Annotated in this window: 26 protein-coding genes; 24 read left to right on the top strand and 2 right to left on the bottom strand. The window is 70.5% G+C overall.

Annotated elements, in window-relative coordinates:
- Nucleotides 1-45: 45 nt before the first annotated feature.
- The 6 genes from SSNG_RS35475 (at nt 46) to SSNG_RS35450 (ending at nt 4,376) form a co-directional block, all read left to right on the top strand.
- Nucleotides 46-576, top strand: coding sequence for a GntR family transcriptional regulator (locus SSNG_RS35475; protein WP_007268811.1), 531 nt, complete (start codon nt 46-48; stop codon nt 574-576).
- Complete coding sequence (locus SSNG_RS35470; protein ID WP_007268810.1) at nt 573-1,079, top strand: hypothetical protein; 507 nt, start codon at nt 573-575, stop codon at nt 1,077-1,079. The genes SSNG_RS35475 and SSNG_RS35470 overlap by 4 nt, the downstream gene beginning before the upstream one ends.
- A gap of 45 nt (nt 1,080-1,124) precedes the next feature.
- The gene (locus SSNG_RS35465) at nt 1,125-1,592 is read left to right on the top strand and encodes a hypothetical protein (RefSeq protein WP_007268809.1); all 468 of its coding nucleotides are present in this window, start codon (nt 1,125-1,127) and stop codon (nt 1,590-1,592) included.
- 153 nt (nt 1,593-1,745) lie between these two features.
- Complete coding sequence (locus tag SSNG_RS35460) at nt 1,746-2,084, top strand: hypothetical protein (protein WP_007268808.1); 339 nt, start codon at nt 1,746-1,748, stop codon at nt 2,082-2,084.
- On the top strand, nt 2,081-2,620 hold the full coding sequence (locus SSNG_RS35455; protein ID WP_007268807.1) for a hypothetical protein: 540 nt from the start codon (nt 2,081-2,083) through the stop codon (nt 2,618-2,620). The genes SSNG_RS35460 and SSNG_RS35455 overlap by 4 nt, the downstream gene beginning before the upstream one ends.
- A gap of 286 nt (nt 2,621-2,906) precedes the next feature.
- Entirely contained in the window at nt 2,907-4,376 is a 1,470-nt protein-coding gene (locus tag SSNG_RS35450; RefSeq protein ID WP_129593420.1) for a sporulation protein, read from the top strand.
- Between the two features lie 396 nt (nt 4,377-4,772).
- Here the strand turns inward: SSNG_RS35450 and SSNG_RS42720 are convergent, their stop codons facing one another.
- Nucleotides 4,773-5,378: a hypothetical protein gene (locus SSNG_RS42720; protein WP_007268804.1), complete on the bottom strand. Its 606-nt coding sequence runs from the start codon at nt 5,376-5,378 to the stop codon at nt 4,773-4,775.
- 408 nt (nt 5,379-5,786) lie between these two features.
- Between SSNG_RS42720 and SSNG_RS35440 the strand changes: the two genes are divergently transcribed.
- From SSNG_RS35440 to SSNG_RS35410, 7 genes are all read left to right on the top strand, one after another.
- A complete protein-coding gene (locus SSNG_RS35440) occupies nt 5,787-7,010 on the top strand; it encodes a class I SAM-dependent methyltransferase (protein ID WP_042804670.1) in 1,224 nt (407 codons plus the stop codon).
- 110 nt (nt 7,011-7,120) lie between these two features.
- A complete protein-coding gene (locus SSNG_RS35435; RefSeq protein WP_007268802.1) occupies nt 7,121-7,840 on the top strand; it encodes a uracil-DNA glycosylase family protein in 720 nt (239 codons plus the stop codon).
- A 91-nt stretch (nt 7,841-7,931) separates the two neighbouring features.
- Entirely contained in the window at nt 7,932-8,708 is a 777-nt protein-coding gene (locus tag SSNG_RS44550) for a nucleoside 2-deoxyribosyltransferase (RefSeq protein ID WP_241695325.1), read from the top strand.
- A gap of 163 nt (nt 8,709-8,871) precedes the next feature.
- Nucleotides 8,872-10,656, top strand: coding sequence for an AMP-binding protein (locus tag SSNG_RS35425; RefSeq protein WP_277752179.1), 1,785 nt, complete (start codon nt 8,872-8,874; stop codon nt 10,654-10,656).
- Complete coding sequence (locus tag SSNG_RS35420) at nt 10,653-11,789, top strand: beta-ketoacyl synthase N-terminal-like domain-containing protein (protein ID WP_007268799.1); 1,137 nt, start codon at nt 10,653-10,655, stop codon at nt 11,787-11,789. The genes SSNG_RS35425 and SSNG_RS35420 overlap by 4 nt, the downstream gene beginning before the upstream one ends.
- On the top strand, nt 11,786-12,754 hold the full coding sequence (locus tag SSNG_RS35415) for a beta-ketoacyl synthase N-terminal-like domain-containing protein (protein ID WP_007268798.1): 969 nt from the start codon (nt 11,786-11,788) through the stop codon (nt 12,752-12,754). Before SSNG_RS35420 ends, SSNG_RS35415 begins: the two co-directional genes overlap by 4 nt.
- Before the next feature lie 42 nt (nt 12,755-12,796).
- Complete coding sequence (locus tag SSNG_RS35410) at nt 12,797-13,795, top strand: alpha/beta fold hydrolase (RefSeq protein ID WP_007268797.1); 999 nt, start codon at nt 12,797-12,799, stop codon at nt 13,793-13,795.
- Nucleotides 13,796-13,872: 77 nt separating this feature from the next.
- Here the strand turns inward: SSNG_RS35410 and SSNG_RS35405 are convergent, their stop codons facing one another.
- Nucleotides 13,873-14,262 (bottom strand): hypothetical protein, encoded by a 390-nt coding sequence (locus SSNG_RS35405; protein WP_007268796.1) that lies wholly within the window; start codon nt 14,260-14,262, stop codon nt 13,873-13,875.
- A 497-nt stretch (nt 14,263-14,759) separates the two neighbouring features.
- Here SSNG_RS35405 and SSNG_RS35400 point away from each other — a divergent pair, with 497 nt between their 5' ends.
- The 11 genes from SSNG_RS35400 (at nt 14,760) to SSNG_RS35350 (ending at nt 26,253) form a co-directional block, all read left to right on the top strand.
- On the top strand, nt 14,760-15,887 hold the full coding sequence (locus SSNG_RS35400) for a phosphotransferase (protein ID WP_241695324.1): 1,128 nt from the start codon (nt 14,760-14,762) through the stop codon (nt 15,885-15,887).
- A 466-nt stretch (nt 15,888-16,353) separates the two neighbouring features.
- Nucleotides 16,354-18,243 carry an ABC transporter ATP-binding protein gene (locus SSNG_RS35395; RefSeq protein WP_007268793.1) on the top strand — a complete coding sequence of 630 codons (1,890 nt, stop codon included), beginning with the start codon at nt 16,354-16,356 and terminating at the stop codon, nt 18,241-18,243.
- Between the two features lie 157 nt (nt 18,244-18,400).
- Complete coding sequence (locus SSNG_RS35390; protein ID WP_347232518.1) at nt 18,401-19,846, top strand: NUDIX domain-containing protein; 1,446 nt, start codon at nt 18,401-18,403, stop codon at nt 19,844-19,846.
- Nucleotides 19,834-20,622 (top strand): class I SAM-dependent methyltransferase, encoded by a 789-nt coding sequence (locus SSNG_RS35385; RefSeq protein WP_063749981.1) that lies wholly within the window; start codon nt 19,834-19,836, stop codon nt 20,620-20,622. Before SSNG_RS35390 ends, SSNG_RS35385 begins: the two co-directional genes overlap by 13 nt.
- Nucleotides 20,619-21,932 (top strand): MFS transporter, encoded by a 1,314-nt coding sequence (locus SSNG_RS35380; protein ID WP_241695323.1) that lies wholly within the window; start codon nt 20,619-20,621, stop codon nt 21,930-21,932. The genes SSNG_RS35385 and SSNG_RS35380 overlap by 4 nt, the downstream gene beginning before the upstream one ends.
- Complete coding sequence (locus SSNG_RS35375) at nt 21,922-23,133, top strand: methyltransferase (protein ID WP_241695322.1); 1,212 nt, start codon at nt 21,922-21,924, stop codon at nt 23,131-23,133. Before SSNG_RS35380 ends, SSNG_RS35375 begins: the two co-directional genes overlap by 11 nt.
- 161 nt (nt 23,134-23,294) lie before the next feature.
- Complete coding sequence (locus tag SSNG_RS35370; protein ID WP_042804811.1) at nt 23,295-23,723, top strand: HIT family protein; 429 nt, start codon at nt 23,295-23,297, stop codon at nt 23,721-23,723.
- The gene (locus tag SSNG_RS35365) at nt 23,720-24,565 is read left to right on the top strand and encodes a class I SAM-dependent methyltransferase (protein WP_007268787.1); all 846 of its coding nucleotides are present in this window, start codon (nt 23,720-23,722) and stop codon (nt 24,563-24,565) included. Before SSNG_RS35370 ends, SSNG_RS35365 begins: the two co-directional genes overlap by 4 nt.
- Complete coding sequence (locus tag SSNG_RS44545) at nt 24,562-25,068, top strand: NUDIX domain-containing protein (RefSeq protein ID WP_347232517.1); 507 nt, start codon at nt 24,562-24,564, stop codon at nt 25,066-25,068. The genes SSNG_RS35365 and SSNG_RS44545 overlap by 4 nt, the downstream gene beginning before the upstream one ends.
- 157 nt (nt 25,069-25,225) lie before the next feature.
- The gene (locus SSNG_RS35355; RefSeq protein WP_347232522.1) at nt 25,226-25,831 is read left to right on the top strand and encodes an ATP-binding protein; all 606 of its coding nucleotides are present in this window, start codon (nt 25,226-25,228) and stop codon (nt 25,829-25,831) included.
- Nucleotides 25,832-25,929: 98 nt separating this feature from the next.
- On the top strand, nt 25,930-26,253 hold the full coding sequence (locus tag SSNG_RS35350) for an ankyrin repeat domain-containing protein (protein ID WP_007268784.1): 324 nt from the start codon (nt 25,930-25,932) through the stop codon (nt 26,251-26,253).
- The last annotated feature ends 182 nt before the right edge of the window (nt 26,254-26,435 follow it).

Here is a 26,435-nt window from a genome sequence, read left to right as displayed (position 1 = left end):
CTTGCCGCCCCACCACCCCATCCGACTCACCGAGAAGGCACGACCATGATTTCCGGGCCCCGCTCCGTCTTACCGCGCCAGCAAGCCGCGGCCACCTTGGCCGTCCGCCGTCATCTGGCCTCCCACTGCCGCCCGGACCAGCTCATGCTCGGCCACCCCGCGACGGAGAAGGAGAGCGTGCGCCACCTCGCGCACCTCCTCCACCTCAGCCCCGAGCACGTCCAGTCCGCGCTGCGAAGGCTATCCGACCGAGGCGACATCGCCCTCGTCCCCAACCACGGCGTACTCGTCCTCGGACCGCAGCAGCCCCATCCGAACGGCACGGGCATTGCCGGCCTGATCCGGCGACGCATCGAAGCCGGCATCTACCGGCCCGGGCAGCCCTTGGCACTGGAGCTTCTCGCCCTGCGCTTCCGAGTCCCCTCAGACCAGGTACGGCGCGCGTGCCGGCCCCTGATCCGAGCCGGCCTCCTGCACAGCCGACCCCACGGGCCGTACGGGCCCGGCATCTACGTCCGCACCATGCCGGCCGCCCTGCACACCGCCGTGCCACAAACCGTGAAGGAGGACCGGTGACAACCCACTTGACCAGCGGCGCGGCCTGGCTCGCGAAGATCGCCGCCTACCCCCGCCGCAGGATGAACCGCAGCCCCTGGCCCCCGAACGGCGAGCCCGCGCCCATTCCCATTGGGCGGGCCTTCCACGTCGTACGGGTGCCGGCCGGCAACGCGAAGAAGGTCGTGCACTACCTCCACGCGCGATCCATCCCGACCGGACCGGTCCTTGCCCAGCCGCACGTCTGGTCCTTCCTGGTCCCGACCTCACTCGTTGACGGACGGGACATCCCTGGCGGCCTCCTGCTGACCGGCCGCGATCGAACGCAGACTCTGAAGTGCCCCCAGCCGGGCCAGCCGGCCTCCAAAGACCGGTACTGGCAGACCGCGCCGGACGGCAGCGGGGAGCTGATGAATCCTCCTGCCCTGGCGGAGGCCATCGCGCAGACGATCGCCGCCTCCGCCTGCGATGACGGCAGCGATCCCGGGCACCCCGACCCGCACGAAGGGCCCCCTCGTGACTGACCTCCTCACCAGCGACGCCGCCTCCCATCCGTCGGGAGCGGCAGCATGAGCGAACTGCTGCTGGAAGACAACACGGAGAAGGCAGTGTTCGACGCCCTCCTCGTCGGCACGCCACGGGAGAATGTCGAGTTCCTCGTCGCGCGCCGGGACTCGCTGACCGAGCTGTTCCGCCGTGTACGGGCACGGCACGGCATACCGCTGCGCTGCGTCGCCCTGGGGGCAGTGGTCACCGGGCAGCTCGACTGTCCGGCCAAGAAGGAGTTCCGCCTCTCCCGGCAGCTCGACGAGCGGACGGTCAAGGCCCTCCACGCCTGGATCGAGCACACCGGCTATGGGCTCCCGAAGATCGAGCCGGACACCACACCGGTCGAGCTCGCCAAGATCCTCCGCACCGTCCACCAGGCGTTCCGGCTCCCCCTCACCGTCCCGGAGGTCACCCTCGTGGGCGCGACCCTGGCACACGGCCTGGTCGGTGTGGAGCAGTGGGAGAACCTGCGGGGGACAGCACGATGACGAGACGGGACAAGCCGATCCTGGGGAGCCACCGAGCGGGCCGGCATCCAGCGGCTGCTGGCAGGAAGCTCGGCCGGCGAGGCCGCAGCACGCCTGAACATCACCAGCACCGCCCTTGGGCAGGCCCTGGCCCGCACACGAGCCAGACACGACATGCCGCTGCGTACTGTCGCCCTGCTCGCCCTGAACGCCGGCGAGCTCAAGGCTCCGGCGGCCCTGAGGGCCGTGCGGGCGCTGACCGGTGAACAGGCCTTCGCGATCAAGGTCTGGGCGAGGACACCGAGCTCTGATCTGGGTGAGATCGGCCGTCAAGCACATCTGCCAGCCGCCGAACTCCAGAGCCTCCTGCGGCATGCCCAGATGCACCTCGGTTTCGGCCTGGCCACGGGATGGGAAGCCGAGCTGCGTCTCCTGGGCGCCGCCGTGGCCCTGGACCTGGTCGATCCCGCAGAGGCATCCCAGGGGCTTGAGGCCTGGAGCGCGGCGCGGTGACCGCGCACGAGTCCGGTCAGCCGCTGGCGCACCTGCCGTGGAAGGGAAGCCTGACCGAGCTGCTGAAGCAGCTCGAAGGCGAACACGACCACTGGAACCGGCCTGACGGGAACTGGGGCGAAGGCGTGCCGATAAACCGGGCGGAACGGGATCGCCGCGAGCACGCCAATTCGATGTATGTGTTGGGCTCCAAGGCGCTGCTGCGCGAGGAGTTCGACATCGCAGCAGACTGGCTGGGTCAGGCAACGGACGAAAGCCATCCCGGGGCTTGGTTCCGGTACGCGGTCCTCGTGCACCGGCTGGGGCCGGAATTCTTCGGTGAAGATGAGGCCCGCGTTCAGTTCGGCTTTCTCGTCGCCGGCGCGGCCGAATGCGGACCTGGTGACGCGACACGCATGCGGCCTCTGCTGCGTGATCCAAGAGCCTCCCTCGCCGCCGTCGATGAGTGGGAGGACCCGCGTTTCGCACCCGAGCTGCTGGCTGCGCTACGGGCCCGGCCCTGTTCTGATCCCGAAGGACCGCCGGGTCCAGGTTGAGGGACCGGCCGACGTCTGGCGATCCGCTTCCCGGCCGTCGTGGCGAAGGCATCGACCCGGACGGCCGACGGACCTCGGGGGACGCGGCCTGCGGCGCACCCTGGGAAGGGGCGAGGCGTGGGTGATGCCCGAGTCGGTCGGCGTCTCCTCGATTCCGGCGGGTGCCGCTGGCCCAGGACGCCGCAGGCGGATTCCGCAGCGCCCTAGCTGCCCAGCTGCACCCGGCACCGAACGCGTACAGCCGCCGCTCCACGCCCTTCCACGCCCTCCAAGGAGGACCGCATCCATGGCCGCTGACACCCCCCGTTACCGCGAACTCGAACACCTACCTGATCACGGTTGCCCCGTGACCGGGGACGCGAGGGGGCCGAATGTTCGCCTGGGCGCACTGGTAGAAGAGTGCGGGGTGTCGCACCGGGATTTTGCCCGCCGTATCAATGCTGCGGCGCACGCGGGTGGGCGGCGGACGGCCTACACCCATACCCACGTCGCCGCGTGGCTGGGCGGCGCGACACCGCGGCAGGCGGCGCGGGAGTGCATCGTTGAGGTCCTCGGCAACCTTCTGAGCCGAACCGTCACCCTTTCGGATGCCGGTTGGGGCGTCCCGCCGGTTTCGGGGGAGGACACCGGGTTGGATTTCCCCCACGACCGCGAGGCCGCCTTTGCGGGCGCCGTGGACTGCTGGAGGAATGTGGACCGTCGCGACCTGTTGCTGACCGCAGGGGCGTCCTTCATCACGCCGGCCTTCCGTTGGCTGGCCGACCCGGCCGACGAGCCAGCCGCCCGCGGCGGAACGGTGCGTGTCGGTCCGGCGGACGTCGAGCGCCTGTGGACGGCGGCCGCGGAGGCGCAGGTCGCCGACTCCCGTTTCGGGGGTGGTGACTGGCGCGGCAGCCAGGTCATGGACTGCCTTCGGGGAGCCGGGCCGCTTCTCGACGGCGCCTACTCGGCTTCGACTGGGCAGGCCCTGCACGCGGCGCTGGCCGAACTGTCCAGGGTGGCCGGCTGGGCGGCGATGGACGCCGGGGACCGAGCCGCCTCCGACCGGCTGCTGATTCAGTCGCTTCGTATGGCCCGCGCCGCAGGCGACGTGGAGATGGGCTGCTACGTACTGGCGACGATGTCCCTCTCGGCGTATCTGGCTGGCCGGTGCGCGCAGGCCGCAGAGATGGCGTCCGCCGCCTACGCCCGTGGCCGCGGCCACGCGGCCCCGAGGGTTCTGGCGTTCTGCAAGCTCGCCGAGGCCCGGGCCCTGGCCAAGCAGGGCGACGGCCCTGGTGCGGGAGCGGCCCTGGCCCGGTGCGAGAGCCTGCTGTCGGGGCTGCGGCCCGGATCTCACGACCCCGGGTGGATCTCATACATGACCCCCGCGCGGATGGCCACCGACGCGGTCGAGGTGCATCGGGACTTGGGTCAAACCCGGGCGGCGATGATGTGGGCTGAGCAGGCGGGGGCGATGCCGGTGCAGCGCTTCAGCCGGGCGGTCGGCATCCGGCGCGCCGTACTGGCTGGCGTCCACCTGATCGACGGGGACCTCGAGCCCGCGCTCGCGGACGCTCACCGTGCGGTGGACATCCTGGGTGGGGTCCGCTCGCCCCGCGCCCATGCCTACCTGCACGACGTGGTGGGCAGGCTCGGCCGGTGGCGGGACGAGCCGGGGGTGCGCGGGGTCGTCCACCGCGTCCGTAGCGAGCTGCCTCCAGCCGTCGGCCCGTCGCCGCAGGGCGGCTCTACGAGGCTGTGGCCAGGCGGGTAACGCGTGCGGCGTGGCGGCGCCGCGGATTCCACGCCGCGCATACATCGCCAGCTGCGGTTGCATGCCGGCGAGTTCGCGGCGGGCGCGGTGGGAGGCCACGCCGTCCACCAGGTCGAGGCTGCGGGTGAGGAAGTCGACGGCTTCCTCGTGGCGGGCCTGGGCGGCGACGGCGCGGGCGATGTTGGTAAGGGTCAGCGCGCGGGTTCGGCGGTATGCGTGGTCGGTGCGGTCGCTCAAGGCGGCACGGCAGTGGCGCTCGGCGGCAGCGTGGTGGCCCATCTCGGTCAGCGTGCGGCCGGTGTGGGAGGCGACGACAGCGTCGGTGGGGCCAGCGGCGGCCGCGTAGGAGGGCAGCGCGTCGGTTCCGGTGAGGGCGGCCTCCTGGGCGGTGTCGATCTAAGCCGAGGCGGCACTCGGGTTGCCGCTGGCGCCATGGGCGCGGGCGGCGGTAATGAGCAGCAGGGCTTCGGTGCGCTTGTCAACGCGGCTGCGGGCGAGGGTGGCTTCGGCTAGGTCGACAGTGCCTGTGGGGTGGCCGAGGTCGAGGGCCTGGTGGACGAGGGCCCGCATGCCCCAGGCGGCCTGGCTGGTGCGGTCGTCGGGGTCGGCCTCCTGGGCGAGGCGGATGGCGAGCCGGTAGTGGTGGTGGGCGGCGCCTTCGCGTCCGGCGTCGTGGCACTTGAAGCCGACGAGGGAGGCGAGGTCGGCGGCGAAGGCGTCGGCGCGGGCGCGGTCGTCGGCGTAGGTGCCGTGCAGCATGGGGGCGACGACGTCACTCAGGAAGACGCCGACGACGCTGAGGCCGTGCCCGCCGCCCAGGAGCTCGTCGGAGGCCCGGAAGGCGGCGGTGAACTGGCGCACCGCCATGGTTTCACCGCTGCCGATCCGGCGGCCGGGGCCGGCGGCGGGCAGTGCGGCAGCGGTGCGGGGGGCCGGGGCCAGCGGGGCCAGGAGGGCTGCGGCGGAGAAGCCGAGGGCGAGGAAGTCGCGGCGGTTGTGCACGAGGAGCCTTCCGGTTTCGGTTCGGCGGCCGCGAAGCCCAGCAGCATGAAGTCGGTGCTCGTGTCCTTGCGCAGGCCGATCTCGGAGACCGTGACGGGCCGCCGGGGTTTTCTGGACAGTGGAGCAACCGAGAGTGGGCGCCCACGCACGGCCGGGCCGGCCCGCCCAAAGATCGCCCTCACCGAAAAGTGCCCCCCGAACGTGCCTCCCACCAGAGGCCGATCTGTTGTGTGCTTGTTCCCCTGAGCGCCCCGGGTGCTGGTCAATCGCCGTGGGGCCTACGGCGTCCGTGCCATGTATCCCCGCACTGAGCCGGCCTGCCCACGTCCCCGAGGAGCGACGACGCCCCGTGCGTGCCGCGAGAGGTGAGAAATAGAGGTCCAGATGAGCCCGGATAGTACCCATTGGATGAAACACGTCATTGAGGTCGCACAAAGGGGGCCGCAGTCAGGTCTGCGGGTCGGCGTTGCGCTCGTTTCCGAAGACAACGAGCTGATCTGCACCGCCTTCAGGGGCGAGGTGCGCGGCGAACCCTGGTACCGCACCCTGCGGCGCAAGGTTCAAGAACTCGGAGTGTCCAGCGCGCACAGCGTCTATCTGACGATCAACTCCCTGTCGGAGGCCGGGTCGTTCGAACTGGCCGAGCTGCTGAGCGAGGTGCGGATCGACAGGGTGTACATCGGTCTGCCGGACCCCGCGCTGACGAGCTACCTCAGCGGCGATCCCGTCACCGAGCGAGGCCACGTCCTGCGCTTCCCCGACGAACTCCAGCGCCTGATCCTGGAACAGAACCGAGTCCTCTACGCGGCAAGCGGGCAGAGCATCGAGTGCAACCCCCACTACTTCACCCACCGCATCAGTGAATCCGTCACCGCCAAGCTGTTGTCCATGGGGTTCGCCCTGACCAAGGACGACGTCAACGCGCACCGGGGGCGGACGGCGCTCGCCTCTCTCATCTCCCAAAGGTACGGAGCGGAGTACAAGGAGGCGGATCGCGCCGTGGGCGACGCGCTGGCCGCCGCGTTCGACGCGAAGTACGGCACCTACGACTACGCGTTCGACGCCCGCACCGCCAACGCGGGGTGGGCCGAGGACTTCATGTCGGTGTACGGGAGGACGTCCACAAGGCCCCTGTCCGCCGTCAGCGTCCTCAACGTCGGCGTCGGCGCCGGCCACGAGGCAACGGCCCTGTTCTCCGACTGCCCGCGAATCACCTTCGCCGACATCGCGGTAAGTGGCCTCGCAAACATAAGCGGACGCATTCCCCATTCGAGAACCGTCGTCTCCAGCGCCGAGGATCTGTCCGCCCTGCCCGACGACAGTTTCGATCTGTATGTCTCCTTGAGGACATACAACTCGTCATTCTTCGACACGTCCGCAGCGGCCCGGGAAGCGCGCAGAGTCCTGAAGCCCGGCGCCGTGATTATCGTCTCTGTGGCCAACGGGTTTTTGTATACTCAGCGAGGCTGCGTCGTGCCGGGACTGATCATTCCCGGAACTGAATTCGTCGACCTCTACCGAGGAATGGAAACGGCGAACCTGATCGGCGCGGACCTCGAGTGCGCTGAATTCAAAGATGTTCGAATGCTCCCCAAAAGTACCGAGATCTACCTGTCGGCGGTCGCCGTCTAACGCCTCCACCCGCCCGGCCGGCCGCGGTCGCGACGCCCCGTGGGAAGGACGGCGGCGGGCAGGGACGGCCGGACGGCCTGGAGGGGCAGCGTGAAGGAAGGGCTTCTGCAATGAACGAGCGAACGACGGTTGCCGATCGCATCCTGCAGTTCAATGAGGGACTCGCGGGCACAACGCTCGAACTGCCCCCCGGGTTCAAGGTCGTCAACCCTTTCAGCGGCCCCCAGAAGGAGCGCGTCCGCGAGGTGACGACCGCCTTCTACCGCAGGTACTACGCCGACGACAGGCCCCGCCGACTGGTCCTGGGCAGCTCGCCCGCCCGGCGGGGCACGGCCGTGACCGGAGTCCCGTTCGAAGACGCGAAGCTCCTGGAAAGCGACACCGGAATCGACGTCGCCGAAGGCTATGCGGTGAGCCGGCCCTCCGCCGGGTTCCTGCACGACGTCATCGCGCGCTACGGGGGCCGGACACGGTTCTACGCCGACTTCCTCATGAGCTTCGTGTGCCCGCTCGGCCTGGTGAGAACGAACCCCCAGGGAAAGGAGGTCAACTGCAACTACTACGAGAGCAAGAAGCTGGTGGAGGGCCTGCGAGCCTTCCTCGTGGACACCCTGGAGCGCCAGCTGGAATTCGGGGCCGACGCCTCGGTGTGCTACTGCATCGGCAGCGGCGAGAACTTCAAATTTCTCTCGGCGCTAAATAACGACCAGGGGTACTTCAAGAGGATCGTGCCCTTGGAGCACCCGCGCTTCATCACGCAATACAACGGCGACAGAAAAGAAGAATTCGCCGAGAAGTACCTCAGCGCTCTGCGCGGAGAAGGCGATTAACAGCGGCGCCCAACGCAGTGCCTCCCGCGGCCGGCTCCCCGGCCAAGGGCGCCCAACGCGACGGACCGAGAAGAAGGAGAACAGCACCGTGGTGTCAGACGGCAGGATCCTGGTCCACTTCGGCCCGCAACACGTCAGCGTCCACCGCTCCCAGGGCGGCGAGCTGCAGCTGCTCACGAGGGAACGGCTTCCGTTCGGAGTCGGCCTCGCTGGCGAGGCCCTGGCGGAGCGCGTCGGCGAGTTCTGCGCCGGGCTCAAGCAGTACGCCGACGCCATCGACAACAAGAGCACGCGCGTGCACGCCACCGGGGTCTTCCAGCAGCTCCCGCAGCCGGAAGCGGCCACGCTGGTCAACAGCGTCTACGTCGACACGGGCCTGTACTTCAACATCGTGAGGCCCGAGCTGGAGCGGTTCTACCTGGACACGGCCCTGGCCGCCTGCGGTTCGACCGACATGCTGGAAGGCCTGGTCCGGCGCGAGTTCCGAACGGCCGTCGTCTGCGGCAGCTTCCAGCAGTCGCTGAGGGACATCGAGGGCACCATCGCCCAGCTGCGCGAAACCGACACCGAGGTGCTGAGCCCCCGCAGCACCAGGATCAAGCCGGAGACCGAGGGCACCGACTTCATCCTCTTCGAGTACCAGGACCTGCTGAAGAACCACCGCGACACCTGGCGGCACAAGTATGTGCACATGGACGCGTTTCGGCAGGCCGACGCCGTCGTCGTGTGCAACCCGGGCGGTCGCGTCGGAAGCGGCACCGTCTTCGAGCTCGGCTTCATGTCCGCGCTCGGGACGAGGGTCATCTTCACGGAGGAGCCCCAGGGCGTGTCGGTGTCCTTGCCCTGCGAGGTGGGCCTGGGCGCCTGAGCCCAACCTGCTGGGGACCGCCCCGCCCCACCCTTCCCGAATCCACGCCCGGATCGTGTCGCGGTGGACGGTGCAGTCCCCGGACACAGATCGCCTGCTCCATCTTCTCTGCCCAACCCGACCCCGCTTCTCGGCTACGAAGATACGGAAAGGACTCCCGCCGGTGGAACACATCGACATAGCGCGCGACAGGCTGCGAGAGATCGTGGCGTCTGTCCTTCAGGTGGACAAGGACGCCATCGAGCCGGGTGCCCAGTTCTACGAGGAACTCGGCATGAGCTCCTTGGAGAAGACCGAGGTCGTGGTCGCGGTCGAGCGCGAGTTCGGAGCCCTGTCCGCGCAGGAAGCGGCGGCCTTCACCAGCCTGGACGCCGCGGTGGCCGTGCTCGGCGAGCGGGCGACGAGCCTCCAGGGGATCGACCTGATCGACCGCCTGGTGGTGCGCCATGTCTCCGCCGGCCGGGGCGACCGGGCCAGCTACCTCGACCCCCAGGCCGGGGAGATCACCTACGCGGGCCTCCTTGAGGCAGCCCGGGGGTACGCAGGCGCCCTGCGTACCGCCGGAGTTCCCGAAGGCGCCCGCGGTCTCCTGGTCGCCGACGACTCCGTGGCGACCGTGGCCGCCGTCCTCGGCCTGTGGTGGCATGGCTGCATCCCCGTGGTGATCAGCCCGGTGCTCACGGACGACGAAGTGCGCTACATCGCCGCTGACTGCTCCGCCGCGATGGTTCACCTGGACGCAGCTCCCGCGCGCCAGCGCGCCCTGGAGGAACTGTTCACCACGACCACCCGCTTCGCTGGCGCCGACGTCCGCGCCGGCCTGGCGACGGCCTCGGCTGGACCCGCGTACCACCCCGAGGTGGCCGGGCCACCGGCCGCGTGGAGGGCGGTGGGCGAGGCGCTCGTGCAGTACACCTCCGGCAGCACCGGCATGCCCAAGGGGGTGCGGCACTCGGCGGGCGCGATCGCGGCCATGGCCGACGGCGTCGGCACGGTCCTGGCGCTGACGCCCGACGACACCGTGCTGTCCAGCGCCCGCATGTCCTTCGGCTACGGCTTCGGCAGCTCCGTCCTGTGCCCCCTGGCGGCCGGTGCCCGCGTCGCGCTCATCAGCGGCACCGTCGACGTCCACTCCCTTACTGCCGCGCTGCAGCACCACCGGCCCACCGTGCTGTTCTCCGTCCCGCGGCTGTACGCGGCGCTGCTGAACACCTCCGGGACAAAGCTCTCCCCCGAAAGCGTCGACTCCGTGCGTCTGTGCGTGGCGGCGGGCGAGAACCTGCCCGGTCCGCTCAGCGAGCGGATCCGAGCCGCCTTCCAGGCCGAGCTGCTCAACGGCCTCGGCGCGACCGAGGTCCTCTACATCGTCGTCGGCACCCCACCGAAGGAGGACCGGCCGGGGACCTTCGGGGTCCCGGTGCCCGGGATCACCGCGACCGTCCGCGCGGCGGACGGCACGCCGGTCGCCGAAGGGAAGCAGGGACGGCTGCACATCGCCGGCCCTACCGTCGCCCTGGGCTACATCGGCCGGCCGGAGGCCGCGGCGGTCACCTTCGCCGACGGCGGCGCCTACACCGGCGACGTGGTGCACCGTGAGCCGGACGGCACGTTCACCCATCTGTGCCGTGCCGATGACGTGCTCAACCTGGGCGGCTACAAGGTCGTGCCGAGTGAGATCGAGAGCGTCGTCCGCGGTGTCGACGGGGTCCAGGACTGCGTGGTGGTCGGCAGCCGCGACGCCGACGGCCTGGAGCAGGCCGTGGCGTACCTGGTGGCCCGGCCGGGATCTGACAAGGCCGTGGTGCGGCGCGCGGTGACCGCCGCGATCCGTGGCGGGCTCGCCGCCTTCAAGCGCCCCGCCCGGCTGGAGTTCCTCGACCAGCTCCCGACCACGTCGACCGGCAAGGTGGCCGCCTTCGAGCTGAGGAAGGCGGCAGCCCGACCGTGACCTGGGACATCACGGGCATGGCGGCCGTTGCCAACGTCGGCGCCACCCCCGGGGAGATCTTCGCCGCGCTGTGTGCGGGCCGGGAGAGCCGCAGGCCCCTGATGGCGTTCGACCCGGACAAGTACCGGGCGGCGTACGCCTACGAGATCGACGACCGGCCCAAGGACGGCGGCGACATCCCGCGGCGCGCCACCCGCTGGCTGACCACCGTCGTGCGCCAGGCAGTCGCCGACGCGGGCCTGGGCGAGGACCTGTCCCAGGTACCTGTGCTGGTCGGGACCACCATGCGCGAACAGCGCAGCCTCGAACTGTGGTGGCGCGACGGCGCGGACGTTGCCCTCGAAGACCTGCACTTCGGCACCGCCCTGCAGGGAGCCTTCGGAGCGTCCACCACGTACACGTTCGCCAACGCCTGCTCCGCCACGCTGTACGCGCTCGGCATGGCCACCGACATGATCGAGGCCGGCATGGCCGACACGGTCGTCGTCGCGGGCACCGACTCCGCCACCGAGAGCGGCTTCGGCACGCTCGACCGGGTACAGAACGGCATCCCCGACGCGCTGCGTGCCGTCGACACCACCCACAAGGGCATGCTGATGGGTGAGGGCGCGGCGGCCGTCGTCGTCCAGCGCGCTGGCACTGGGAACGGGCCCGTGCACGCCCGGGTGCGCGGTGTGTCCATGAACTGCGACGCTAACCATGCCACCGCGCCCGACCCCGACGGCATCACCCACGCGGTGCTCGATGCCTACAGCAGAGCAGGGGTGCGGGCCCGTGACATCGACCTGGTGATGCTGCATGGCAGCGGCACCCCCCTCAACGACGCGACGGAGTCGAGCGTGCTGCGCCGCATCTTCGACAGCTCCGGACCCGGTCCGCGGATGACCGCCATCAAGGCGATGACGGGCCACACTCTGGGCGGCTCGGGACTGCTCAGCCTCGTGATGGCGGTGCTCGCCATGAAGGAAGGGACGGTACCCCCGGTCCTGGGACTCACCGATCCGATCCCCGAGGCCGCAGGACTGGGCCTGGTGCAGGGCTCTCCCGCCGCCGGTGACTTGGCCATCGCGCAGATCAACGCGTTCGGCTTCGGAGGGATCAACGCCGTCGCGATCGTGGAGGCAGCCCGATGAGCGCGACGAGCGCCGGACGCACGGGGAACCCGAACGTCGGGGAGGTCGTCGTCACGGGCATCGGACTGGCGCTCCCCGGTGTCGCGACGTACGGCGACCTCCTTGGGCAGCTGCCCGTGGTGGGCGGCTTCGACCCGGCCACCGGACTCAGCGGACGCGAACTGCGCCATAAGGACCGTGCGTCCCGGCTCGCCTTGCGGGCCGCCGAGTTCGCCCTCCATGACGCGGGACTGACCGACGCCGACGAAACGTTCACGGGTGCGGCTGATGCGACCGCCGTCGTGGTCAGCACCAACCTCGGCAACGCGGACAGCGTCTGTGAAGCCACCGACACGATCGCCAGAGAAGGCGTCAGGGGCCTCAGCCCCCTGGGCCTGCCCCAGACCTCAAGCAACGTCATCGCCGGCTGGGTGGCCATCCGCTACGGGCTGCGCGGCCCCAACCTCACCGTCTGCAACGGCGTCACGAGCGGTCTGGACGCCGTCGCCTGGGCCCGGAACCTCATCCTGGCCGGGCGCGCCGAAACGGCCGTCGTCGTCGGCGTCGAACCGGCCAACGCCGTGACGACGAAGCTGCTCGGCGAGCAGTCCACCGACGCGGCGGTCGCCGTCGTCCTCGAACCGGCGGACGCAGCCGCTTCCCGTGGCGCACGGCCTCGCGCCAAGATCACCGGGTACGCACGGGCCCGGGACCTCGCCGCGGCGCTGACCTGCGCCGGTGTGGCGGAGGAGGTATCCGTCGGACTGTGGCTCGGGGACGAGGCGGATGCCGGGGCGAGCCAGCTGGTCGCAGCCACGCGCCGGATCGACCTGGAAGTCCAGCTGGGCCCCCTGTCCGGGGCGCTGGGCGTCCTGCAGTGCGCCGCCGCGGCTGCCCACTTCGAGGGCGGCGCCACCGGGAACGTGCTCGCCACTGCGGGAGGCCCTCGCCACGACGCGGCAGCCGCCGTGCTGCTGACCCCTTGACCGACCATTCGTCCATTCCGCGCAGGAGCTGGGGGAACAGGCATGACCAGTACGACCGTGAACATCGAGGATCTCCGCGCCCTGATAGCCGGCGTCCTGGAGATCGAACCCAAGGAGGTGACCGATGAGGCGCTCTTCACCGACGAGCTCGACATCGACTCGCTGCTGATGCTCGAGATCTCCACCCGCGTGGAGAACGCGTACGACGTCCCGGAGAACACCGTGGTCGTCAGCGGTGCCAGGACCCTCGCCGAGCTGCACGCCTTCGTCATCTCGAAGCACGTCGGAGAAAGGCCGGCCAGCCTGGTCATCCGCCCGAGGCCGCTGGACGACCCGGAGGTGCGCCTGTTCCTGTTCCACCACGCCGGCGGCTCACACCTGCTCTACCGGGGCTGGGCGGAGCACTTCCCCCAGGACTGGGAACTCTGCCTCCTGGAGGCCCCCGGCCGAGGCCAGCAGCAGACACTCCCGCTGATCGACGACTGCGACCGGCTGGTCGACTACTTCCACACCGCCATCGCTCCCCTGCTCGACCGGCCCTTCGGGTTCTTCGGTCACAGCCTGGGCGCCCTCATCGCCTACCAGCTCACCCGCCGGCTCCACCACAAGGGAGGCCCGCTCCCCATCTGGCTCGGTATGTCGGCCTACGGCGCCCCGCGAGGTGAGGCCGACACCGACGACCGACCTCACCTGATGTCCGACGACGAACTGCGCGGCTGGCTGCGAAGCGTCGGCGGCAGCACACCGCAGCTCCTCGACAACGACGCCGTCTGGTCCACGTTCGCCCCGGTGTTCCGCAGCGACTTCAAACTCCTGGACACCTGGGCGCCTCCGCACGCCCCCGAGCCGCTGCCCGTTCCGCTCTCGGTGTTCGGGGGCCGCAACGACAAGCTGATCGGCGAGGACCGCCTGCTCTCCTGGCGAGCGTTCAGCAGGCACTTCCGCGGACTCGAGCTGTTCGAGGGCGACCACTTCTACGTGATGAACCACCGGCAGCCTCTCGCGGCCGCCATCACGGCCGCGATGCGTGCCGCTGCATGAGCTCGCTTTCATTACCACGCCACCCGCTGGGTGATCAATCCCAACGGGGAGCCCGTGGAGAGCGCGGTGACGGGTCCTCAGGCGCCGGGGTCGACTTCGGGGTGTGTGAACCGCACGGGCCTGCCCAGCTCCCGGGCGTAGGCGATCTCTGCCCGGGTGCTGTCTCCGATGTAGTCGCCGACGACGAGCACCTCGTCGGCGAGCAGGATCTTCGACCGGTGCAGTTCGTCGAGTCGAACCTTCAGCGCCTGAGCCTCGGCAGGATTGGACCAAAGCTCGTGAGGCGACTTCAGGTCGCAACCCGGCTTGACGACGATCCTTCCGGCCTTGGTCTCCCGCAGATCGGCCTTGGTCATCTCGTCCATGAAGCGAGTGGAGCCGCAGATCGCGACGATACGCGGGAAGCCCAGCTGCCTCTTCGCATCGGCGAGCATCGCCTCGGGGGTGATCACTTGCGGGGACGACACTGGTTCCTCCTGGTGGTGCGGCCCGAGGGGTGCCTGCGGAGACAAGAACAAAGGCGTCCGAGATCATCTCTTGACGGACGACGTGGACACCCGCGCGCCCGCACTCTATGCGACGAGCACCCCCTCCTGGTGCCGCGCCGCCCGTCCGCCAGCCCTACGCCCCGCCCAAGGGATGCCGAAACAGTCACTCTCGCCGCGAGCAACCGGTGTCGGTTACCGCGTTCAGCGCCTCGATCAGCCGATTCACGCGGCAGGGCGCCGCTGTGTCGGCTCGGTCGGCCGGTGCCCCGCCGGCAGCTGGTGGTGCCGGGTCGGGCTCGGGTGCTGCCACAACCCGAACGAGGGTGGCGCAAGCAGATGACTGCATTGACGGAGTGGTGTCCGCCGGCGACCTTGCGGACCCGCGCTGCACCTGGCTCGGTCGCCGCAGTCAGCGGTCGCAATTCATGCCGCGTCCTGATCGAACGGACCACCTGCCGCCCACTCGGCATCTGAGCATGTCGCTGCGTTTCGACGAGGAGACCATGTCCACCGCATCTCACCAGCCCGTTACTAGCCCTCTCCCCGCGCCTTCCACACCCGGCCCCACCGCGCAGGGGGAGCAGGTCAAGGCGGTCGCCGACACGCTGGTGCTCGAGTACGGAATGCACCCGGCAGACATCACGCGTATCCCGGAGGGCACCGCGACGGACAACTACGCCGTCGTGGACCAGGCGGGCCGGAAGCACTTCGCCAAGGTCTACCGCACTTGGGAGCACTTGGATCTGGAGCGGGCGTCGGTCGACCTGTCCGAGTACTGCGCCGGCGGAGGTGTCGCGACCGCGCGGGCGACCCGCACACGCGAGCAGGAACTCATCGCGACCCGCGGCCCCCTGCCGCTGTCCCTGTGGTCGTACGTGCCGCACACCGCGACCGCCGAAGGAGGCCTGCGGGGTGCACGGTGGGGAGCCGTCGGCACAGCGATGGGCCGCTTTCACCGTCGGCTCGCCGCTCACCCCGCCGCCGCGCCCACCCTAAAACCTGGCGCCGCGGTGTGTGATGTGGCTGCCTCACGAGGCAGCTATGAGGGTCTGATTCTCGCGTTCCAGAGCAAGCCCAGGCTGGGGGAGTTCGAGGCGTGGTCGCTGCAGGCGACGCGTGAACGGCACGCTCTCTTCGGTGGCGTCGAGCGCATCCTTGCTGCGCTTCCATCGCTGACGGTCCAGATCCTGCACGGCGACCTGTCCGGCCCCAACGTCTTGTTGAAGGACGACGATGCCGCCGCGTTCGTGGACTTCCGACCGCCCGCACCCGGGTACCTCGCCTGGGAAATCGCGCGTCTGGGCTGTGACCCCAGCAGCGTGCTGGCCAACGGTGTCGAGGGCTGGCTCACCGGATACACCGATCTCATCTTGGCCTACCGGGACGCCAACCCCAAGGCATCCGCGAACGACCTCGTGTCCTCGCTCCGTGTGGGCTGTGCAGCCGTGCTCTGCTCGACGTTTCCGTTCTCGGCACCGGTGAAGCGTCCGCACATCGTCGATGCCGCACTGGAGTCCTACGGCAGGGCGCGGCACGAGGCCGATCTGATGCTGCTGGACCAGCTACCCGTCTTCGAGGAGGCCCTGCGTTCCGCTCTTCGCTGAGTTCATGACCCTCATGGCCACGCAAGGGCCCAGCCCTGGACGGGGTCCTCGGCGTCCCGCACCGGGCCTGCACCGCCGCCCAGCAGACCGCCCAGTTCGACACGGTCAAGAACACCGCCGTCCCGGATACCGCGCGGCCGGCACCGTCGACGGTGGCGTCTGGCTGCGCGGTGGCGGCGGTCGGGGCCACCGGCGGCTGGAAGGAGCGGGCTGCGTGATCGTCGACCACGGGGGCGACGCGCGTCGTGGACGTCACCCGCGGACACGTGAGGACACCACCGTCGGCGATTCGGCCAACCGCTCCGTTCCATAGACCTGTTGCGGGGATTGGGTCCGTGCATTCCCCATACGGCCCCAGCCGCTCTATCTCGGGAAATCCGAAGCGACTCAAATACACCAGTTCGATATCTCGGCGTGGTCGTTGAACCTCACGAACACGCCGGACGACCGTTTAGGGGGACCCGCCTTGACCTCGGCCGCAACGAACGAACAGCAGAAGACCGCGCCTCCGCCGCCCCTGCCAGCGGAAATCACGTACAGCGGGCAGTACTCCGTCAACCCGCTCGCCGAGGTCTCCTTCCGGCGGATGTGCGCCCAGATCCCGGCCGTCCTGGGCCGGATCGCACGGCTGTCGTGGCGGACCGACCGGCGGGCCGTGCAGCTCCTGCTCGGCTGCCAGGTAGTCACAGGCGTCTCTGCCGCCGTACTGCTGGCCGCCACGGCCCGCGCCATGGCACCCGTCCTCGGGGACGGCACCGCCGGCGAGCGGCTGCGCGGCGCCCTGCCGGCACTGCTGGTGGTGGCGCTCGCCGCCGCGCTGGCACGCACTGCGGGGGCGGTCGCCGCGTACGCCGAGCGGCGGATCACTCCGCGGCTGACCACGGAGACGGACACCGCGCTGGTCGAGGCGGTGTGCCGCGTGGAGGCCTCGGCCTACGCGGAGGACGGCTTCTCGGACCGGCATGAGGCGGCCGAGATGGGGGTGGTCCGTACGCACGTCATGGTCACCGACGCTCAGCGGTTCCTGTCCGCGCTGATCCGCATGGTCACCGCCGGCGGTGTGCTGTCGGTGCTGAACCCGTGGATGTTGCCGCCGCTCCTGCTCGCGGTGCTGCCGGCCGGCGTCGGCGCCGTGCTGACCGCCCGGGTCGACTACGAGATCCACTACGCCAACGTCGCCGACCGCAACGTGCGCGGCATGATGCGCTGGTGGGCGACCGAGTCGAAGTACGGCGACGAAGTCCGCGCCAACTCGATGACCGACTACCTCATCTACTGGTACCGGGCTCTGTCCGACCGGTGCGACCGGCGTACCCTGGCCGCCGCGCCGCGGACCCTGCGGATCGCCCTGCTCTCCGCGCTGGCCGGCGGCATCTTCCTCGTCGCGACCTGGGGCGCGCTGGCGTGGCTGGCGGTCTCCGGCCGGGTCGAGCTCGCGGTCGCGGCGACGGCGGTCATCGCCGTGCAGACCACGCTCGCCGCGCTGTCCCAGGTGGTCATCAACGGCGCCGCGGTCTTCCACACCAGCCTGTACCTCAGTGACATGCAGGCCTTCCTCGACGATGCCGCCGCCCGCGCCCCCAAGCGCGGCCCCCACCCGCATGCCGCGCCGACCGAGGAGATCCGGCTCGAGGAGGTCGTCTACCAGTACCCGGGTAAGGACAAGCCCGCCGTAAACGGTGTCTCGCTCGCGCTGCGGCGCGGGCAGATCCTCGCGATCGTCGGTGCGAACGGGTCGGGGAAGTCCACGCTCACCCGGCTGCTGACCGGGATCTACCTGCCCGACAAGGGAACGGTCACATGGAACGGCACCGACCTGGCCGCGATGGACCCCGCCACGGTGTGGGCGAACACCGGCCTGGTGCCGCAGATCTTCGCCCAGTGGCCGCTGCGGGTCCGCGAGAACGTCACCCTCGGCCAGCCCCGCACCCACGACGACACCCCCGTGTGGGAAGCCATCGACGCAGTAGGCCTGCGCGAGGCCGTCGAAGACCTGCCCGCCGGTCTCGACACCCTCCTGGCCCGCGACGTCTTCGGCGGCTCGGAACTCTCCGGCGGGCAGTGGCAGCGCATCGCCTGTTCAAGGGCCCTGTACCGGCGCCCGGGGCTGCTGATTCTCGACGAGCCCACCTCCCAGATGGACCCTCGCGGCGAGCACCAGATCTTCGAGCAGATCAAGGCCATCGCCGCGGACCGCATCACGATCATGGTCACCCACCGCCTGGAGAACACCAAGATCGCTGACCACATCATCGTGATGGAGGACGGCCGGATCACCGAACAGGGCAGGTACGACGACCTCATCCACGCTGGCGGCACCTTCGCCGAACTGCTGGAACTCTCCCAGGACCGCTGACCGATCACGCCCCGTCACATACGTCCCCTCGCTGACAGCCAAGCCGCCCCTGCCCCCCGTGCCCGGCTCAACAAGAGCCCGAGCCGGCTCCGCGTGACACCCCTGTCCCCTCAGCGCCGAGGTTCTGATGCCGCCCTCCCCCTCTCACATCCGTACCGTGGTCACCGCCTACCTCGACCGGAATTTCGGCGAACGAGACGCCCTGGCCGGCCTGCTGGCGGCTCTGGACGCCGGCGCCGAGCCGACCAACCGCACCACCCTTCCTGCCCACATCACGTGCAGCGCCGTAGTGATCGACCGGCACCGGCGGGTCCTGCACATCCGCCACAAGGCGAGCGGAGGAGTGCTGCTCGCCCCAGGCGGTCACGTCGAGGCAGGCGACGACACTCTCCTGGCCGCTGCCCTGCGCGAGGTAGAGGAGGAGACGGGAATCCCGGCTTCTTCTCTCGTCCTCACGCCCGAGCTCCGGGACGAGCCGGTCGACATCGACGTCCACGCCATCGACCCCAATCCGGCACGAGGCGAAGCGGCCCACCGGCACTACGACCTGCGCTTCGTCTTCTACCTCGCCGACAGTGCGCCCGAGCTCGCGCTGCAGGCCGGGGAGGTCACGGGATCGGCGTGGCTGCCGTTCGACGAAGTGTCCTCCCCAACGCTGCGCGAGAAACTCGCCGGCTCGGCACTGGACGGGGTGACCGTTGCGGTGAATGCCTCCGCGATCATCCACGACGGCCAGGGCCGGTACTTGCTGCACTTGCGGGACGCCAACAAGCCGTGGATCTGGGAGCCCGGGTGCTGGTCGCTGCTCGGCGGCGGTCGGGAGCCGCAGGACCGTACCCTGCTCGACACGGTCCGTCGGGAGCTGCACGAGGAGGCTGGCCTGACGGTCGCGGACCTGGAGCCGTACGCGGTCGAGCACGTCACCGGGACCGACGGAACGAGGGTGCCGATCCAGCTGTTCACCGGCCTCTGGAACGGTGACCCGGCCCGTCTGCCTCTCACCGAGGGCGTGATGCTGGCCTGGGTGCGGCCCGAGAAGTTCCCGTACATGACGATGCGGCCCTCGACCCGGGAACTGCTGGAGCAGCACGCCGTCGATCATCCCCTGCTCGCCGACGGTCCGGTGGCGCCCGCAGGGACCGCGCGGGCGCAGGCGCCGGCCGGGACCGTGCTGAACGTGGTCGGTGTTCACCTCTACCTGGAACGCGGCGGGCAGGTCCTGCTGGGCCTGCGGCATCCCGACTCGGCTTACGCGGGCGGCTCCTGGCACGTGCTGGCGGGCCACTGCGAGGCGGAGGCCGCGAGTGCCTGCCTCGTGCGGGAGGCGTACGAGGAGGCGGGACTGGTCATCGAGGCGGCCGACGTCGAGCTCGTCCACACCGTGCACATGAGGGAACAGCCCACGGACCCGCCCCGCATCCAGCTCTTCTTCCGCGCCCTCCGCTGGGAGGGGGAGCCGGAACTGCGGGAGCCGGACAAGTGCGTCCAGTGGGAGTGGTGGAACGTCAAGGACCTTCCCGAGCAGGTCGTCCCCTACACGCGCGCTGCGATCGAGGGCATTCGGGCCGGACGCGTCTACACGGAACTGGGATGGACGCGGTGACCGGATTCGACTCCGTGGGCGCTGCGTACGCCGCTCACTCCGACAGCGCGCGGGGCCGCCTACGTCACGACCTGGTGGAACGCCGGCTTCTCGCCGAGCTCCCGGCCGCACCCGCTCGGATTCTGGACGTCGGCTGTGGGAACGGCGAGATGACGCTGCGCCTCGCCGCCGCCGGCTACCGGGTGACCGGCGTCGATCCGGCCGCCACCATGCTGGCGGCCGCGGCCGACCGTCTCGCGGCCCGGCCCGAGCTCGCCGACCGCGTCCAACTCGTCAACGCTGGCTTGGACTCCCTCTCCTTGGACGGGAAGCCGTTCGACGGGGTGTGCTGCCACGGCGTGCTGATGTACCTGGACGATCCCGGTGAGGCAGTCGTCCGTCTGGCAGGGCTCGTCGCGCCCGGCGGCCTGCTGAGCATCCTCGCCAAGAACAGCCGGGCCGTCGGCGTACGCGAGGCTCTCGCCGGAGACTCCGAGACCGCGTGCCGGCTCATCGTGTCCCAAGCGGACCGGAGCGTGGGCAATCTCGGCCGGGAAACCCGCGGTGACGACCCCGACGCCCTCGACCGGCTCGCCGCCGAGCACGGGCTGAGTCCGCAGCCGTGGCAGGGTGTGCGGATCTTCCATGACCACTTCGACGACACCTGGGCTCCGGATCCGGCCGCCTACGCGGCGGCGCTGGAGCTGGAGTGGGCCGCGTCCTCCCGGAGCCCCTACCGGGACCTGGGTCACCTCGTGCACACCCTGGCCCGCCGACCGGGGCGGAGCCGATCGTGACGCCCACCAGCACCGTCCATGAAACGGCCGCGGAAGGCGCGGCCGCCGTTCCCCTGCGCGCCAACAGGTCCTTTCGCGCGTACTGGGTCGGCGAGGCGGTGACCCTCGCGGGGTCATCGGTCCACGGCGTGGCGCTGCCGATGATCGCGGTGCTGGAGCTGGACGCCTCCCCCGGCCAGGTGTCGCTGCTGGCCGCCGCGGCGACGGTGCCCGCGTTCGTTCTCGCGCTGCCCGCCGGGGTGGCCGGCGACCGGTACCCGAAGAAGAAGATCATGATCGGTACGGATCTCGCCGCAGCCGCGGTGGTGTCCGTGGGGCCGGTCTGCTGGGCCGTGGGCGTCGTGTCCGTGCCCGTGCTCTACGCGGTCGCCCTGCTGCTGGGGGCACTGACCGTGCTGCACCAGGCCGCGTCGATCGCCATCGTGCCCGAGATCGTCGACCGCGACCACATGCATCCGGCGAACGCGCGGATCGCCGGCGCCTTCTCCTTGGCGGACACGGCCGGTACCTACGGCGGCACCCTCGTCGTGGGCCTCCTCGGTGCGGGCCGCGCCCTGTGGCTGGACTCCGTCTCGTACCTGTTCAGCGCCTGGTGCGCCTCCCGGATCCAGCCCGGCCAGGCACGACGGGCGGCGGCTGAGCGGCCCACGCGGATGGGCGCCGCGATCCGCGAGGGGGTGCGCTACGTGATGCACGATCCGATACAGCGCCCGCTGGTGCTCTCGCTCGCCGGGCTCGCCTTCGCCGACGGGATCGTGACGACGTACTTCGCGTACACGCTGCTGACCCGGCTGGACTCCGGCAGCACCGGTCTCGGCCAGGTCATGGGCGTAGCCGCCGTCGGCGGCCTCGCGGGGGCAGTGGTCGCCACCCGTCTTGTGGACCGGGTCGGGCCGGCACGCGTGCTGCTGACCGGGTTCCTCGCCTACGCCGTGTGCGGCGTGCCCCTTCTCGTCGCCCGGCCGGAACCGGTGTGGCTGGGCGTGATCGCGGCCGCCGGCGCGATGAGGACGGCGGCCGCGGTCGCGGCGGGCACGACACAGCGGTCCCTGCGCCAGCAACTGTGCCCTCCCGAGCTGCAGTCCCGTGCGCAGCAGACCTCCGTCTGGCTGGTCACCGGACTGCGCCCGGCCGCCGCCCTGACGGCCGGCGCCATCGCCGCCGCCTTCTCCGTACATGCCGCGCTGATCGCCGGGACCTTGCTCTACCTCGTGCCGGCAGCACTGCTGTGGGCCTCGCCGGTCCGCCGCCTGACCACCATGCCCACTGCCGCGCCCACTCCGGTGAAGGACCCCGCTCATGGCTCTTGACCTCCACACGGCGACGGGCCGTCGGCGCACCGGCATGGTCGACCGGCTCACGGCTGAGGGGGGCCTGACCGACTCGCTGCTGCGCGACGCGCTGCTTCGCCTGCCGCGCGAGATCCTGCTCCCTCACGCGTATGTCCGGGTCAGCGGCCCGGGTGCGGACCCGATCGAATGGCGCCTCCTCGACGGCTCCCACCCGGACGACCGTCAGGAGTGGCTCGAGCTGATCCACAGCGACGAGTCGATCCTGCTCCAGCGCGACGGTGAACCCCTTGATGCTCTCCCCCGCGGGCCGGTGACCGGCGGACACATGACGTCCATGTCCACCTACACCCCTGCCACGGTCGAAGTCCTCCAAGCCCTGGAACTCGGTTCCGGGCAGCGGTATCTGGAGCTCGGGCCGGGACCCGGCGTCTCCCTCGCACTCGCCGCCGCCATTACCGGCCCCGGACTGGCCACCGGCGTGGAGCGGGACGGACCCATGGCGGCCTTCGCTCAGCGGAACCTGGACCACCTTGGCGTCGGCGCGGTGGTGATCGAGGGTGACGCGCTCGAAGGGCACGAGGCGAGGGCGCCCTACGACCGGATCCACTCCGGCATCGGTGTGCCGTGTGTCCCGGCGCCGTGGGTGGAGCAGCTCGCACCGGGCGGCCGGCTGCTCACCACGCTCGCGACCCGTACGCCGAGCTGGCCCGGACAACTCCTCGTCACCCGCACCTCGGCCGGCACGGTCGAGGCAGTCCTGCGGGGCCGGCCGCGCGGATACCTGCCCTTGCTCGGCTACCGGTGGCTCAACGCCGTGGACCACCGCGCCCGCATCAAGGACGACCCCGGCACGGCACGGTCCACACCGCTCGCGCCGCCGCCGGACGACGCGTACGGGTTCTGGCTCGCCGCCGCCTACCTCGCATCCGGTCTGGTCCGGGACTTCCAGGCCGAGACGATGACGATCGTCGCGCCCGAGGACGACTCCTGGGCCGTGGCCGGTCCGGGCGACGGCACCGTTCGAGTCCATGGGCCGCGTGATGTGTGGGCCGAACTCGAAGATCTCCACGCTCGCTGGGAGCAGGCCGGACGGTCCGAGCGGTACCGGGTCGACCTCCACGACAGCTCCGGGGTCCAGCACGTCACCTCCGGCGCGGGCCCGAAGGCCCTGTCCTGGACGCTGCCTCCGCTCGCCGCCGTGCCCCGGCAGGTGCCATGACCGCGTTACAGGCCCCGCCCCCACCGCCCCACCAGCCGCACAGCAAAAAGGAGTTTCGGGTGCCCCAGCCACCGACCGTTCACCCCCAAGCAGTCAGCCCTGGCGTGCCGGTCGGCTGGCCCGAGACCTTCCTCCGCCACCGCGCCGGCGACGGATGTCCCATGTGCGCGAACGACTACTCCGCGGACGACATCGGCTGGGGCCTCGTGCTCCGCCGCGGCGAGGTGGCCAACGCCTACCTGTGGCGAAGCGGACGCCTGCGCGGCTACTGCGTGCTCATCCACCGCGGAGCCCCGCACGCGGCCGAGCCGACCGACCTGTCCGAAGCCGACGCGGCCGCCTACTGGCGCGACACCCTCGCGCTCGGCCGGGCCCTGACGGCCTTCTACAAGCCGATCAAACTGAACTTCTCCACGCTCGGGAACGTCGTACCCCATCTGCACAGCCACGTCTGCCCCCGGTACGCCGGTGACACCGACCCGGCGCCGGGCGGCCCACTGCCCTGGGACGTCCTCGACAACGGGCGCCAGGACGAGGCACAGCTGCAGGCCGACGCCGCTGCGCTGCGGGAATTGCTGGAGGACGCATGACCACCCCGCCGCACAACGAGCCCAAGGAACTGTTCACGTCGACGGCGGCGGACTACGCCCGCCACCGCCCCGGCATCCCGCCGGAGGCCGTCTCGCTCCTCGCCGAAACGATGCGGACAGCCGATCACCCGGCCCTCCTGGACCTCGGCTCCGGCACGGGCCAGGTGCCTGCCGCTCTGCTCCCGGCCGTTCCCCGGATCGACCGCGTGGACCTGGTCGACCCGGACCAGGACATGCTCCGCCAGGCCGCCACCACTCTCGAACCCCTGCTGGGCGCCCGTCCGGCCGGCTTCCACCCGGTGGCAGCCGAGGACTTCACGCCCCCGTGCGACGGCTACCGGGCGGACCTGATCACCTGCGCGCGGTCATTCCACTGGATGGACCGGTCCGCCGTCCTGAAGATGGCCGACCGTGCCACCACTCCCGAGGCCACGGTGGCGATCATGGGGGACGGCAGCCTGTGGACCTACCGGGCGGAGTGGACGGCCGCGCTGAAGCAGCTGATCCAGTCCTACCTGGGCGACGAGCGCCGCGCGGGCACGGGCGGCGTGTACGCCGGACCGGGCCGGCGGTTCGAGGATGACCTCGCCGCATCGCCGTTCCACCAGGTCACCGAGCGCCGATTCCCTGTCCGCCGTGTCTGGACGCCGGCTCAGGTCCTCGGCTACCTGCGCAGCACGAGCTTCGCCCGCCCGGGCCTTTTCGGCGACCGCCACGACCGCCATGACCGCTTCGAAGCCGAAGCCCTGGAGCTGCTGGAGCGCCACAGCGAGCACACCGGCCTCGTCGAGGACGCGGTGTTCACCGTGCTGCTGGCCCGACGTCCGGGAGGCAAGGCGTGAGCGGCGGGCGGCACACCGTGCCGGCGGACGTGCACCTGCTCGCCGTCCGTGACGGAGATCAGGGCCCGGAATTGCTGCTGTCCCGTCGCGCCGGCGACGTATACGCGAGCGGTCTGTGGCACGCGCCGTCGGGTCATGTGGAGCTCGAGACCGTCGTCGACGCCGTTGTACGCGAAACGCTGGAGGAGACCGGTCTCGTCGTGGAGGCGGCGGACGTGCGGGCGGCGGTCACGGTGCACCACCGGCCACCGGCCACCGGCCACCGGGCGGTCAGGCGAGGGTCGGGCTCTTCTTCGAGGTCCGCCGCTGGAGCGGCACCGAGCGGGTCGTGGAGGCGGACAAGTGCGACGCGATCGGTTGGTTCGCGCTCGACGGGCTCCCGGAGCCGATGGTCGCCTACTGCCGAGCCGGAATCGATGCCTACCGGGCCGGCGCGCCGGTCGCGCTGCACTTCCAGGAACCCGGCGATGCGATCGCCTACGACCCGGCAGCCGACCGGCTGACCCTGGTCCCCGGCCACACCGACCGCGGTGTCGTCCCGGAGGACGCGGTGCGCGCCTTCGTCGAACAGGCGGTGGGCCGGATCACGACCTGGAGCGATGTCTCCTGGGCGCGTGCGGGGAGCCGCGTATGGCGGGTGCGCGGCGCTGAGGGCGGCACCTGGTACGTCAAGATCCACCAGAACGACCGCTTCCACGAGCGCGAAGTCGCCGCGCTCCGCGGCTGGGTCGTCGGGCTCGGCGCGGCCGCGCCCCGTCTGGTGGCTGCCGATGCGGGGCTGCGGACCGTCGTGCTCACCGAAGTGGGAGGCCGGTCTTTGCACGGGTCGGGAAGACACACGTCGCGCAGGCCCTCGGGCACCTCGCTATCCGCCAGGGCGCCAACGTCCGTTTCGCCAAGACCAGCCGCATCTTGGCCGAGCTCGCCGGCGGCCACGCGGACCGCACCTGGGACCGGCGCATGCGCGAGATCGTCCGTCCCGACCTGCTGATCCTCGACGACTTCGCCATGCGCCAGATGACCGCCCCCCAGGCTGACGACCTCTACGAACTCATCTCCGAGCGGCAGGGCAGGTCCGTGATCATCACCAGCAACCGGGCGCCCAGCGACTGGTATCCCCTCTTCCCCAACCCCGTCGTCGCCGAGTCCCTTCTGGACCGGCTGATCAACGCCAGTCACCAGGTCATCATGAACGGCCCCAGCTACCGACCCAACAAGCGGCCCAAGAGCTCCGCCAACAAGCCGACGAATCCCACAGCCGAGTAAGTCGTCGCAGATCAGGGCGCCCGCCAGGGGCCCGCGGCAGCGTGAGACGCTTCGAACACAGCAGCCACGATCCCCGACAGCTTCCCCGGAGGGCTCCTATGACGTGGTCACCTGGCCACCAGGCCGTCGAGCAGGAGGACCTGCCCAAACTTCGCGAACTTCTCGACGCCGGCTATGACGTCGAGGACGACAACGGAGATGGCTGGACCCTTCTACGGCATGCCATCGACATCGAGATCGACAGCCACATTCAAAGCGGCGAGCCCCTCCATGCCGACGTGACTGCCTTCCTACTGGCTCGCGGGGCGGATCCGCTCCGCAGCACTGATGGTGTCTTCCCGGCTGCCGAGGCGGAGGAGCGCGGTCACTGGCTGGCCGCGGAACTGATCCGGGCCTGGGCCACAAGGCCGTCCAACACCTGATCACAGGCCAGAGCATCCCCAGTGGCTGGGGAATTACGTGACCACAGCCCCTGGGGAATTACGCCGTCGTCCACAGGATGTTCGATCAGGCACAGTCGCCACTCTCTTCCGAACCGTGCGAAGGCGTAGCAACTCGCCGTTTCGTGGATCACCAGATCACCCATGCACCCGATTTTCTGACC

This window comes from Streptomyces sp. C (assembly GCF_000158895.1).
Lineage (GTDB): Bacteria > Actinomycetota > Actinomycetes > Streptomycetales > Streptomycetaceae > Streptomyces > Streptomyces racemochromogenes.
Note: the sequence above shows the minus strand (reverse complement) of the source record. Positions and strands in the feature narration are given on the sequence as shown.

What these genes read in the sequence shown, in the direction of transcription:
- SSNG_RS35475 (WP_007268811.1), top strand. Translation starts at nt 46, where the DNA reads ATGATTTCCGGGCCCCGCTCCGTCTTACCGCGCCAGCAAGCCGCGGCC.
- SSNG_RS35465 (WP_007268809.1), top strand. Translation starts at nt 1,125, where the DNA reads ATGAGCGAACTGCTGCTGGAAGACAACACGGAGAAGGCAGTGTTCGAC.
- SSNG_RS35460 (WP_007268808.1), top strand. Translation starts at nt 1,746, where the DNA reads ATGCCGCTGCGTACTGTCGCCCTGCTCGCCCTGAACGCCGGCGAGCTC.
- SSNG_RS35450 (WP_129593420.1), top strand. Translation starts at nt 2,907, where the DNA reads ATGGCCGCTGACACCCCCCGTTACCGCGAACTCGAACACCTACCTGAT.
- SSNG_RS35440 (WP_042804670.1), top strand. Translation starts at nt 5,787, where the DNA reads ATGAAACACGTCATTGAGGTCGCACAAAGGGGGCCGCAGTCAGGTCTG.
- SSNG_RS35435 (WP_007268802.1), top strand. Translation starts at nt 7,121, where the DNA reads ATGAACGAGCGAACGACGGTTGCCGATCGCATCCTGCAGTTCAATGAG.
- SSNG_RS35415 (WP_007268798.1), top strand. Translation starts at nt 11,786, where the DNA reads ATGAGCGCGACGAGCGCCGGACGCACGGGGAACCCGAACGTCGGGGAG.
- SSNG_RS35410 (WP_007268797.1), top strand. Translation starts at nt 12,797, where the DNA reads ATGACCAGTACGACCGTGAACATCGAGGATCTCCGCGCCCTGATAGCC.
- SSNG_RS35400 (WP_241695324.1), top strand. Translation starts at nt 14,760, where the DNA reads ATGTCGCTGCGTTTCGACGAGGAGACCATGTCCACCGCATCTCACCAG.
- SSNG_RS35385 (WP_063749981.1), top strand. Translation starts at nt 19,834, where the DNA reads ATGGACGCGGTGACCGGATTCGACTCCGTGGGCGCTGCGTACGCCGCT.
- SSNG_RS35375 (WP_241695322.1), top strand. Translation starts at nt 21,922, where the DNA reads ATGGCTCTTGACCTCCACACGGCGACGGGCCGTCGGCGCACCGGCATG.
- SSNG_RS35370 (WP_042804811.1), top strand. Translation starts at nt 23,295, where the DNA reads ATGTGCGCGAACGACTACTCCGCGGACGACATCGGCTGGGGCCTCGTG.
- SSNG_RS35365 (WP_007268787.1), top strand. Translation starts at nt 23,720, where the DNA reads ATGACCACCCCGCCGCACAACGAGCCCAAGGAACTGTTCACGTCGACG.
- SSNG_RS35350 (WP_007268784.1), top strand. Translation starts at nt 25,930, where the DNA reads ATGACGTGGTCACCTGGCCACCAGGCCGTCGAGCAGGAGGACCTGCCC.